The 11,667-nt window shown below is 38.8% G+C and carries 8 protein-coding genes, 1 rRNA gene and 1 other annotated feature; of the genes, 1 reads left to right on the forward strand and 8 read right to left on the reverse strand.

All coding sequences use genetic code 11. The features are described 5' to 3' along the window. Nucleotides 1-184 precede the first annotated feature (184 nt). The 4 genes from ACIQXI_RS21820 to pdxS all read right to left on the reverse strand — a co-directional run bounded on the left by ACIQXI_RS21820 (nucleotide 185) and on the right by pdxS (nucleotide 4,762). On the reverse strand, nucleotides 185-1,519 hold the full coding sequence (locus ACIQXI_RS21820) for a sigma 54-interacting transcriptional regulator (protein ID WP_402928604.1): 1,335 nt from the start codon (nucleotides 1,517-1,519) through the stop codon (nucleotides 185-187). A gap of 165 nt (nucleotides 1,520-1,684) precedes the next feature. Beyond that, the gene (serS, locus tag ACIQXI_RS21825) at nucleotides 1,685-2,965 is read right to left on the reverse strand and encodes a serine--tRNA ligase (protein ID WP_402928606.1); all 1,281 of its coding nucleotides are present in this window, start codon (nucleotides 2,963-2,965) and stop codon (nucleotides 1,685-1,687) included. Between the two features lie 82 nt (nucleotides 2,966-3,047). After that, nucleotides 3,048-3,263, reverse strand: a binding site (T-box leader). A gap of 49 nt (nucleotides 3,264-3,312) precedes the next feature. Further along, the gene (gene pdxT / locus ACIQXI_RS21830) at nucleotides 3,313-3,876 is read right to left on the reverse strand and encodes a pyridoxal 5'-phosphate synthase glutaminase subunit PdxT (protein WP_402928607.1); all 564 of its coding nucleotides are present in this window, start codon (nucleotides 3,874-3,876) and stop codon (nucleotides 3,313-3,315) included. 1 nt (nucleotide 3,877) lies between these two features. Then, the gene (pdxS, locus tag ACIQXI_RS21835) at nucleotides 3,878-4,762 is read right to left on the reverse strand and encodes a pyridoxal 5'-phosphate synthase lyase subunit PdxS (protein WP_402928610.1); all 885 of its coding nucleotides are present in this window, start codon (nucleotides 4,760-4,762) and stop codon (nucleotides 3,878-3,880) included. A gap of 104 nt (nucleotides 4,763-4,866) precedes the next feature. Here pdxS and pdxR point away from each other — a divergent pair, with 104 nt between their 5' ends. Continuing rightward, nucleotides 4,867-6,297, forward strand: a complete 1,431-nt coding sequence (pdxR, locus tag ACIQXI_RS21840; protein ID WP_402928611.1) for a MocR-like pyridoxine biosynthesis transcription factor PdxR — start codon at nucleotides 4,867-4,869, stop codon at nucleotides 6,295-6,297. Between the two features lie 19 nt (nucleotides 6,298-6,316). Here pdxR and asnB read toward each other — a convergent pair whose 3' ends face one another. The 4 genes from asnB to rrf all read right to left on the reverse strand — a co-directional run. Continuing rightward, complete coding sequence (gene asnB, locus ACIQXI_RS21845; RefSeq protein WP_402928613.1) at nucleotides 6,317-8,155, reverse strand: asparagine synthase (glutamine-hydrolyzing); 1,839 nt, start codon at nucleotides 8,153-8,155, stop codon at nucleotides 6,317-6,319. Nucleotides 8,156-8,262: 107 nt separating this feature from the next. Continuing rightward, nucleotides 8,263-9,594 (reverse strand): D-alanyl-D-alanine carboxypeptidase family protein, encoded by a 1,332-nt coding sequence (locus ACIQXI_RS21850; protein WP_402928615.1) that lies wholly within the window; start codon nucleotides 9,592-9,594, stop codon nucleotides 8,263-8,265. A 141-nt stretch (nucleotides 9,595-9,735) separates the two neighbouring features. Further along, nucleotides 9,736-11,199: an IMP dehydrogenase gene (gene guaB / locus ACIQXI_RS21855; RefSeq protein ID WP_402928617.1), complete on the reverse strand. Its 1,464-nt coding sequence runs from the start codon at nucleotides 11,197-11,199 to the stop codon at nucleotides 9,736-9,738. A gap of 376 nt (nucleotides 11,200-11,575) precedes the next feature. Further along, a 5S ribosomal RNA gene (gene rrf, locus ACIQXI_RS21860) occupies nucleotides 11,576-11,667 on the reverse strand; the annotation flags it as partial.

The raw sequence follows: 11,667 nt of genomic DNA on the forward strand, positions 1-11,667 counted from the left end.
ATAAGAAAAGGTACCTCAAAACGCCTAAGGTACCTTTTCTTTCTATGATTATGGGGATGGCGATATATATGAAATGTGTCGTAGCAGCGACATCATCTTCATAACAAGATTTAGCTACATCATAAGAAATTTAAGCGCATGAAAAAAGGAGATAAATTTTTATCTCCTTTTTGTAAAAAAAATTTTACAACAACTCATATTTTAAACATTTGTATTTCAGTAGCTGACGTGAGATGCCTAAACGACGGGCTGTTTCTGCTAAGCGCCCTTCGGTTTCACGCAATTTTTCAGCAATAATTAAGCGCTCATAGGCTTCTGTTAAATCTCGTAAATGACCTGAATGAATATTAGGCATTGCAGGTTGCGCTTTTTGTTGCACCGTTCTTACAATGCGTTCTGGAATATGCTCCACTAAAATTTCTTGTCCTGTTAAGTTGTTATAGGCTGTTTCTAATGCATTTTTTAGTTCGCGCACATTTCCTGGCCAATGATATTCATAAAATAATTGAAGTACCTCATCACTATAATAAACATCTTTTTGGATTGTATGTTCATTATAAAATTCAATATAAAAATCAAGAATAGCAGGTATATCTTCTTTCCGCATTTGAAGCGGTGGTAAATCGATTTGCATAACATTTAAACGATAAAACAAATCTTCACGTAATCTCTTTTCCATTAACAACTGATCGACATCTTCATTGACCGTCGTAATATAGCGAACATCTAATGGCTCTCCATTAAACATTTTCAAATCTACTGCATGTAATAATTTAGCCTGTAATGCAAGATCGAGCGTATTTAGTTGATCAATAAGTAATGTGCCGCCATTTGCTTCTTGCAATTTCCCTATCTTACCTTCAGCTTCAAAACCGTAAAGCTGTGAAAAAATATTATCTTCTGTTAATGTGGCACAGTTTAGGACAATATATGGCTTCGTAAAACGCTCACTTTCATTATGAATACCTTGAGCTATAATCTCTTTCCCTGTTCCTGTTTCCCCCGTAATCAAAATCGATGAATTTTTCTTCGCTCCTCGACGAGCCTTGTCGATTTGAGCTTTCATTTCCGCATTAACCGCAATTAAGTCTTCTAAACGATAGTTCGTGTAGTTATCTCGGTATAATTTATGACCATGAAAATGATCCAAATATTTTATCTGAATACTTTCATAAAAATGCTTTGAAAACTCAATAGCCCCAATAACTTCTCCCTTTTCGATAATCGGATAGGTTGAGCTAAGCGATTTATAGCTAAAACCATTTAACGTGGTCAAAACCTGTTCAAAATATATGATTGGTTCACCTGTACGCAATACTTTAAAAATGGTACTTGTATCAGTAGATAAATTTTGATAATTATCCGTCACGGTTTTTTGGAAAAATTCATCTGGTGTTAAGCCGATTTCTAACAATATATTTAAATCTGCTAAATCATAAAAAATTGCGCAGCCTTTTTCATCGGTAATTAAAACGTTATCAAACTCACTCAATGCTTGTGCAAATTGTTGTAGAGCCATGAATCATTCCCCCCTTATCCCCATGAATTATATTCATTATAACGAATTTTCTAAAATAATGAGCGTTTTCAAAGCTAAAAAAGCAAAAAAAAGCTATTTTAGAAAACCCTTACTTGGGTAATCTAAAATAGCTCGCGGACATCTCTGTCTCTTGCAACAGACTAATTATTTTGGTGCAATCACTGTTTTTCCGCCCATATAAGGAACTAATACTTCTGGAATCACTACGCTTCCGTCAGCTTGTTGATAGTTTTCAAGGATGGCAGCGACTGTTCGACCAATCGCAAGACCTGAACCGTTTAACGTGTGTACGTATTCTGGTTTTGCATTTGGCTCACGACGGAAACGAATATTTGCACGACGCGCTTGGAAATCTTCAAAGTTTGAGCAAGAAGAAATTTCACGGTACATATTTTGTGCCGGAATCCAAACTTCTAAATCATATTTTTTAGCAGCAGTGAATCCTAAATCTGCTGTACACATTTTTAATTTACGGTAAGGTAAACCTAATAATTGCAATACTTTTTCAGCGTGACCCGTTAATAATTCTAGCTGTTCGTAAGATTCTTCAGGTTTTACAAAGCGAACTAATTCTACTTTATTGAATTGGTGCTGACGAATTAAGCCACGTGTATCGCGACCTGCAGAACCCGCTTCTGAACGGAAGCATGCGCTATATGCTGCAAAGCCTTGTGGTAAAGCTTCATTTGGTAAAATTTCATCACGGTAGAAGTTCGTTACTGGTACTTCAGCTGTTGGAATCATGAAGTAGTCAGTATCATCTACTTTAAATACATCTTCCTCAAATTTAGGAAGCTGACCTGTACCCGTTAAGCTGTCACGATTGACAATTACAGGTGGTAACATTTCTTCATAGCCATGCTCTTCTGCATGTAAATCCATCATAAAGCTCATTAATGCACGTTCTAGACGTGCACCTAAGCCACGATAGAATAAGAAACGGCTACCCGTTACTTTTGCACCGCGTTCAAAATCGACAATTTGTAAATCCGTTGCGATATCCCAGTGTGCTTTAATGTCAAAATCAAAGGCTGGCACTTCACCCCATGTATATTCCACGACATTGTCGTCTTCAGTAGTACCTACTGGCACAGATTCATGCGGTACGTTTGGTAAACGCATCATCATATCTTTAAAGCGGTCTTCTACCTCATTTAACTGTGTGTCTAGTTCTTTAATTTCATCGCCAACCTGACGCATACGAGCGATTACTTCATCCGCGTTTTCTTTATTACGTTTCATCACAGAAATTTGCTCAGACACTTTATTTCGTTCCGCTTTTAGCTCTTCTGCTTTCGCAATTAACTCGCGACGCTTTGTATCTAAAGCTTCAAAATCGTCTAAGTTTCCTAAATCCTCGTTACGCGTTAATAACATTTCTTTAATTTCCGCGAAGTTTTCACGGACGCGTTTAATATCTAACATATGTCCATACCTCCAGTAGTAGTAGAATGCATAATGATGGGAAGTTTTTATTTAATGGAACACAAAAAAGCCCTCATCCCATGAAAGGGACGAGAGCTACCCGCGTTGCCACCCTAATTGACCAGACTTGCGTCTAGTCCACTTATCTCATAACGGCATTTCAGCCGGCGACAGCCTACTTCATTCACTTCGACTGCGCAACTCCAGGACGGATTCACAAGTGCTTTTATCAGCTTCCACCACCCGCTGACTCTCTAAAAAAAACGTGCTTGCTACTACTTCCCATCATCGTGTTCAATTATTTAAATTTTATCCATACTGTACTATATGAAACAACATTTTGCAAGTCACACCATAGTCGACACAAAATATTCGACAATGCGCAAATCTGTCGTTAACTCAGGATGAAATGAACAACCCAGTAAATGGCCGTCGCGCGCTAGCACGATTTTGCCATCATGCTCTGCTAGCACTTCCACACCTTCGCCAACTGACACAATATGTGGGGCGCGGATAAAAACAGCTGGTATCGCATCGCCAATTGTCTCAATATTTAATGATACTTCAAAGCTATCGACTTGGCGTCCATAGGAATTTCGTGCAACGACAACATCCATAACAGCTAAATGTGAGTCATGGTCGACTACTTCTTTTGCCAGTAAAATCAGCCCCGCACAAGTGCCGAACATGGGTAGTCCTTGTTGGGCAAGTGTCCGTAGTGGTGCTATTAGTTGATAACGATTTAATAACTTGCGCATCGTTGTACTTTCCCCACCTGGCAATACGACACCATCAAGCCCTTCTAAATGCTCCTTATGCTTAACTAAAACGGTTTGACAACCAAGTGCCTCTAACATTTTCACATGCTCTCGAACAGCACCCTGCAATGCTAATACACCGATTTTTTTCATCTTACCAACCTCGTTCTTGCATACGTTCACTTTGGCTAAGTTGCGCAATATCAATACCTTTCATAGGCACGCCTAGCTCTTTAGAAATTTCTGCAATCAATTGATAATCCTGATAATGGGTCGTTGCTTCCACAATTGCCCGTGCAAATTTCTCAGGATTTTCTGATTTAAAAATCCCAGAACCTACAAATACCCCATCGGCCCCTAGCTCCATCATTAATGCGGCATCAGCTGGCGTCGCAACACCACCTGCGGCAAAGTTTACAACCGGTAGTCGACCAAGCTTTTTAATTTCTCGTAATAATTCAAAAGGAGCACCGAGCAATTTCGCTTCTGTCATTAACTCAGCTTCCGTCATACCAACAACTTTTCGCACTTGCGCATTTACCTTACGAATATGACGCACAGCCTCTACAATATTCCCTGTACCGGGTTCACCTTTTGTCCGTAGCATAGATGCCCCTTCACCTATGCGCCGAGCCGCTTCCCCTAAATCACGACAACCACATACAAAAGGTACTGTATAATCACTCTTTAACAAATGAAATTCCTCATCTGCCGGTGTTAATACTTCACTTTCATCAATATAATCCACACCCATTGCTTCTAGCACCCGCGCTTCAACAATATGGCCAATACGCGCCTTCGCCATTACCGGAATCGTAACGGCTGCCATAACCTCCTCGACAATGCGAGGATCTGCCATCCGTGCAACGCCACCCGCTTTCCTTATATCAGATGGTACTCGCTCTAATGCCATAACAGCGACGGCACCTGCCGCTTCAGCAATTTTCGCCTGCTCTGCATTAATGACATCCATAATAACGCCACCCTTTTGCATTTCCGCCATCCCACGTTTTACTAAGTCAGTTCCTGTTTGCTTCATTTTTTCTACCTCCACCTTTGTGATGAAATTTAGTATAATAGAAATTGACCATATCGAAATATTCAGTTTATAAAAAATTTATAAGGTCAGGAGAATTATCAAACATGGATATGCTTTTATTTCAACTTGAAAAAGATGGGGGAAAACCGTTGTATGATCAGCTTTATAGCGGCATAAAGGAAGCTATTAGTACGAAGAAAATTACAGTGGGAGAAAAACTACCTTCCAAGAGGAAATTAGCGGATTTTTTAAATATTTCTCAAACGACGATTGAAATTGCTTATGCTCAGTTACTGGCAGAAGGTTATATTATGTCAAAATCTCGGGTCGGTTATTTTGTCGAGGATATCGATGAGCTACCATATATTCAGCAAGACAAATCTACTATCCTAACTGAACAGCCCCGGAAAAAAACATATTCTATTGATTTTAATCCTGGTTCCATTGATATTGATGCATTCCCATTTCAAACGTGGCGTAAATACGCAAAAGAGCTTTTTGATGATGCGTCTAAGGAATTATTACTTACAGGTGAACCCCAAGGTGAATTAGCGCTACGTACAGAAATTGCTAATTATTTATATCAATCACGAGGCGTTATTTGTAGTCCTGAGCAAATTGTAATCGGATCAGGTACCGAACAACTACTGCCGATGATATTACGTCTTTTCAGCGAAGATACTTGCTTTGCGCTCGAAAATCCTGGTTATCCGACCGTACATCGGATGTTTTTACAACATAAACGAAGTGTTTGTCCTATTGCAGTAGACGAAGAAGGCATACTTATTCAAGAACTAGAAAAAACAGCTGCTGACGTTGTTTATATAACGCCATCACATCAATTCCCTACTGGTGCTGTATTATCTGCTACACGACGCGCACAAGCATTAAATTGGGCCGCTCAAAGTCCTTCAAGATATATTATTGAGGACGATTATGATTCTGAATTTCGTTATACTGGAAAACCAATTCCGGCGCTTCAAGCATTAGATCGAAATGACAAAGTCATCTACATGAGTACCTTTACAAAATCATTAATGCCTTCCTTGCGTGTGGCCTATTTTGTACTACCACCTAAGCTACTTGCTACTTACAATGATGTCTTTAATTATTATTCTTCGACAGTACCGAGGTTCGATCAGCACATTGTAGCCAACTTTATGCGAGATGGTCACTTTTCAAAACATTTAAATCGTATGAGAAAAGTATATCGAAAAAAACATGAGAAATTAACGACGATATTAGAAAATTATTCTACAAAAATTAAAATTACTGGAGAGCAAGCAGGTATGCACATCTTGCTTAATGTTCAGCATGAATTATCTGAGCAACAATTACAGCAAATTGCCAATGAAGCGGGCATAGGCATTTATCCATTATCAGCTTATCGTCTTGACGGAAATACAACTTCAAAGGCACAATTTTTACTCGGCTTTGGCGGTATTCCAGTGCCTGAAATTGAAACGTCCGTTGAAAAATTAATGCATTGCTGGGGAATACAAGCTAAACAACCATCTACATCACGATTATTGTGATGAGATGGTTGTGCTTTTATTAATGTTCTTTCAGTTGAATATGATAATGCTTAAACCATGTGTCAATCTGTCCTAAATAGGCTAACAGTTGCGGCCCTGCCATTAATTGTCCGTACCAAGGGACTTTAAATGAGCTTCCCCCTGATTCAATTAACTCTACTAGTTTTTGGCGTTCGAATAATTCGTGGAGAATGGAATTTTTATCTTTTAAAATTTCGGTTAACCATTTTTGAACACCCGCTGTATAAACAGGATGATAGGTTTTCGGATAAGGGTTCTTTTTTCGATAAAGTACTTCTTGAGGCAATAAATGCGACATTGCTTTTCGCAGTAAGCCTTTCTCCATACCATCTACATTTTTCATTTCCCAAGGAATATTCCACGCATATTCTACAAGGCGATGGTCTGCGAATGGTACACGCACCTCTAAACTAGCCCCCATGCTCATACGATCTTTTCGTTCTAGCAATGTTTGCATAAACCATACCATATTTAAATAAAGCATTTCACGATGCTGTGCGGCCTCGGAACTTTCTCCATCTAAATAAGGTACTTCACCAATCGTTTGGTCATAAAGATGCTGCGCATAGTTTTCTACGGCTAATTTATTGCGCCATTCTGGTCGTAACAATGCTGTGCGTTCAGGTAATGAACGGATCCAAGGAAAGCCTGTTGATTTTTCTTTAAACCACGGGTACCCTCCAAATATTTCATCTGCACATTCGCCTGATAAAGCTACCGTAAAATCTTTTTTAATTTCCCGGCAAAACCACAGTAATGAAGAGTCCACATCCGCCATACCTGGGGCATCTCTTACAATAACTGCTTCGATTAACAAATCGATTAATTGCTGCTGTGTAATTTGCTCAGCATGATGTGTCGTGGCAAACGAATCGGTCATTTTTTGAATCCAATAGGTATCCGTTGAGTTTTGAAAAGCATGTGGATGAAAGAAACGCTCATTATCTTCATAATCGATCGAATACGTATGCAGCTTTCCTTTATTTTGTTGTTGAAAGCTGTTTGCCGCAATACCTGTGATTATGCTGGAATCTAAACCTCCCGAAAGAAAGGTACAAATCGGTACATCTGATACTAACTGCCGTTCGATAGCATCGGTTAGTAAATACCGTACATGGTCAATTGTCTCTTCTAATGATTCTTCATGTTTTTTACTTTGGAGCTGCCAATATTGCCATATGCGTACGCCCTCTCTAGAATACCGCATTGCGTATCCTGGTCGTAGTTCATTAATATTATCGAACAGCGACTTCCCAGGCGTTTTAGACGGTCCTACAGCCATAATAGCTGCTAGACCTTCTGTATTAACAATTGGCTGGATAGCTGGATGTGCAAATAACGCTTTGACCTCAGATGCAAAAAGCAACCCTCCTTGCTGTTCCGTATAATACAGCGGCTTGACACCAAGACGGTCACGACAAAGGAACAGGGATTCGCTATGTTCATCCCATACACCAAAGGCAAAGATGCCATTTAAGAAGTTAACACATTGTTCTTTCCATTCAATATAGGCAGTTAATAATACTTCCGTATCAGAGTGTGTTGTAAATACATGCCCTCTTGTTTGAAGCTCTTTCCGTATTTCCTCCGTATTATAGAGTTCGCCATTATATGTAATGACATAGTTTACGCCATCATGTTTTTTCATCATCGGTTGCTTACCGCCTATTAAGTCGATGACCGCTAACCGCCGATGGCCAAATGCGATATGTTCATTACACCAAGTATTTTCATCATCAGGTCCTCGTTTACTTAATGCTTGTGCCATGGTCTTCATAATAGTATCACTTGTTCGTAAATCATTTTTAAAGCTAGCCCACCCGGTAATTCCACACATTTAGCCACATCCTTTCGCCTATTAGCGTATGCACGTAGCCTTGAAAACGTGAAAAAAGAACACACCATGTTTTTTCAAACATTAAGCGTGTTCTTTTTAGTTAGTTATTAAAATAATCCACCAACAAAGTCCGTAATTCCGCCCCATAAGTTGCCGAAGAAGCTACCGATACCTTGGAAGAATAGAGCAAAGCCACTTGCGCGTTCTACAGACGCTGTTGTTACAACATCAGATGCAAACTCTTTGCCATCAATAAAGCCGTAATCTGTGCCTTCTGTGCGCTCAATAACGACTTTCCCCACTACTGTACCCTTCTTAACTTTAGCTTCAAGACTTTTTTTATCTAATACTAATTTAGGTTGATATAAATCTTTTTCAGAAGATTTCACCATAAATGAAATTGGTTCTTTCACAGCAATTGCTACACTATCTTCTTTCCCTTTTGTAACTTTTACTGTTTTTTGGTCTTTAAACTTGTAGTTCGCTGGGATAATTTCATGTTTTGTAAATTGAGAGAAACCGTAGTTTAATAATTTTGCTGTTTCGTCGAAGCGAGCCTTTTTTGAGCCTTGTCCCTTTGAATCTACAGCCTTCATAACAACAGAAATTAAACGTGTTCCATTGCGTTCTGCAGTAGCTGTGAAGCAGTGCCCTGCAAAATCAGTTGTACCTGTTTTTAAACCGTCAACGCCTTCATATTGGTAAACTAGACCTGGTAACATAAAGTTCCAGTTCGCCATTTCAATCGCATCATCTGTACCTTCACGGAACCACTTTTTTGGAATGCTAGATGTTTCTAAAACCTTTGGATGATCTTTTAATAAATGATATGCTAATTTCGCTACAGATTTAGCTGGCATCACGTTCTCATCTTCTGGTCCAGTACCTGCCGGTTGCATACCAAATAGATCTGCATTGTTAAGACCAGTTGAGTTTACAAACTTATAGCCTTCAAGTCCAAGCTCTTCTGCCTTTTTGTTCATAAGTTTTAAAAACTCTGTTTCAGTTCCAGCAATTGTTTCTGCAATCGCTACTGTTGCTGCATTGGCAGAATAGATTGCCATAGCTTCATATAGTTCACGAATTGTATATGATCCGTCTCTTCGTAATGGCACATTACTTAATGCACGATTTTGAGACATACGATACGTATAGTCCGTAACATGATACTCCTGGTCCCATTTCACCGTACCTGCATCAATTGCGTCCAGTAGTAGGTACTCTGTCATCATTTTCGTCATACTAGCGATACCCAGTGAAGCATCTGCATTTTGTTCATATAAAATTTTCCCTGAATCTGCGTCAATTAAAATCGCAGCATCAGCATTAAGCCCTAAATCTGTTTCAGCATTTGCTTTCGCAGGAATCCCTGCAAACATACTAAATAATAGAACAGGAATTAGGAGCAAACGTAATACGGTGTTCATTGTTTTTTTCACCTTTATTGCCCTCCAAAAAATAATCTTGTCCTCGCCATTTTATCATAGATAGCATCGTACGTGCGCAATCTATCGCATAAAAAAATGCGCTCGTGTCATCTTTGTAGACGATACGAGCGCTTAAAAGTTGCTTGAAAGTTATTACATTGAATAATTTGGTGATTCTTTTGTAATTTGAACATCATGTGGATGTGATTCACGAAGACCTGCACCTGTCATACGAACAAATTGAGCTTTGTCACGTAAATATTCAAGGTTAGGAGCGCCACAATAACCCATACCTGCTCGAATACCACCGATTAATTGATAAACTGTATCTGCTAGAGGTCCTTTATAAGGTAGTCGACCTTCGATACCTTCTGGCACTAATTTTTTCGCATCTTCTTGGAAATAACGATCTTTTGAACCTTTTTCCATTGCACCAATTGAACCCATACCACGATACACTTTGAAGCGACGACCTTGGAAGATTTCAGTTTCTCCAGGAGATTCAGAAGTACCTGCAAGAAGTGAACCAAGCATTACGATGTTACCACCTGCTGCAAGAGCTTTTACGATATCTCCAGAGTATTTAATACCACCATCAGCAATAATTGTTTTACCAAGCTCACGTGCTACTGTAGCACAATCATAAATTGCTGTAATTTGAGGTACACCTACACCCGCAACAACTCGAGTTGTACAAATAGATCCTGGTCCAATACCAACTTTCACTACATCTGCACCAGCCTCAAATAGTGCACGAGCACCATCTCCTGTTGCCACGTTACCAGCAATGATTTCTAGTTCAGGGTATGTTTCATGAATAGAACGAATTGTTTGCAGTACGCCCTCTGAGTGACCATGTGCTGTATCAATTACTACGATATCCACTTGCGCTTCTACAAGCTTCTCAATGCGAATCATTGTATCTTTAGAAACACCTACTGCTGCACCAACTAATAAACGACCATGTACATCTTTTGCAGCATTCGGGAATTCAATTACTTTTTCAATATCCTTAATTGTAATAAGACCAGTCAATTTACCATCTTCATCTACAATAGGAAGTTTTTCAATTTTATATTGTTGAAGAATTTTTTCAGCATCCTCTAAAGTCGTTCCAACAGGAGCTGTAATTAAATCTTCTTTTGTCATGACATCTTCAATTTTTAAAGAGTAGTCAGAAATAAAGCGTAAGTCGCGGTTTGTAATAATACCTACTAGCTTTTGGTTTTCCATACTATCCACAATCGGTACACCTGAAATTCGGTATTTACCCATTAAGTGTTCAGCATCGAAAACTTGGTGAGTAGGAGTTAAGAAGAATGGGTTTGTAATAACACCATTTTCAGAACGTTTTACTTTTTCAACTTGTTCCGCTTGCTCATCGATTCCCATATTTTTATGGATAATACCGATACCACCTTGGCGCGCCATAGCAATTGCCATTTTAGATTCTGTAACTGTATCCATACCCGCGCTGACCATAGGGATATTTAATTTAATCTTTGGTGTTAGTTGAACTGATAAATCAACATCTTTCGGCAAGACTTCTGAATGAGCTGGTACTAATAATACATCATCAAAAGTTAAACCTTCTTTGGCAAATTTAGATTCCCACATTTTGTAACTTCCTCCTATAGTTAAAAGAATATTAATTGTAAGATTAACAACGAGTCATGCTACTGTCAAGAAACTTATAAAAGAAAGACAATTCAGACTTTTAAATCTAGTAAAATTTATACGGAATTCTCCACTTTTAAGAGGAAATTTCTATAATTAATGTACAAATATTTGTTTTTAAAATTTTTTTCTTCGAGCAATAAACACACAATGAAAGACTATTTAAATAAATACAGTACTTATTTATTCTGAACAATTTTACACAAAAAAATGCACTAAAAGTTCTATTAAAGCGATTACAAATTTACTACAATCTTTTACAACATTCTAAAATACGCAAAAAAAAAACAGCCAGCTTCTGCTGACTGCTTTGTGTGCCTAGCGACGTCCTACTCTCACAGGGGGAAGCCCCCAACTACCATCGGCGCTAAAGAGCTTAACTTCCGTGTTCGGTATGGGAACGGGTGT

Origin of the sequence: Lysinibacillus sp. NPDC097195, from assembly GCF_044762075.1 — a bacterium.
In the GTDB taxonomy this organism is placed as follows: Bacteria; Bacillota; Bacilli; order Bacillales_A; family Planococcaceae; genus Lysinibacillus.

Excerpts from the sequence above, each read along its gene's own strand:
- ACIQXI_RS21820 (WP_402928604.1), bottom strand. The coding sequence starts at position 1,519 with ATGGCTCTACAACAATTTGCACAAGCATTGAGTGAGTTTGATAACGTT.
- serS (WP_402928606.1), bottom strand. The coding sequence starts at position 2,965 with ATGTTAGATATTAAACGCGTCCGTGAAAACTTCGCGGAAATTAAAGAA.
- pdxT (WP_402928607.1), bottom strand. The coding sequence starts at position 3,876 with ATGAAAAAAATCGGTGTATTAGCATTGCAGGGTGCTGTTCGAGAGCAT.
- pdxS (WP_402928610.1), bottom strand. The coding sequence starts at position 4,762 with ATGAAGCAAACAGGAACTGACTTAGTAAAACGTGGGATGGCGGAAATG.
- pdxR (WP_402928611.1), top strand. The coding sequence starts at position 4,867 with ATGGATATGCTTTTATTTCAACTTGAAAAAGATGGGGGAAAACCGTTG.
- asnB (WP_402928613.1), bottom strand. The coding sequence starts at position 8,155 with ATGTGTGGAATTACCGGGTGGGCTAGCTTTAAAAATGATTTACGAACA.
- guaB (WP_402928617.1), bottom strand. The coding sequence starts at position 11,199 with ATGTGGGAATCTAAATTTGCCAAAGAAGGTTTAACTTTTGATGATGTA.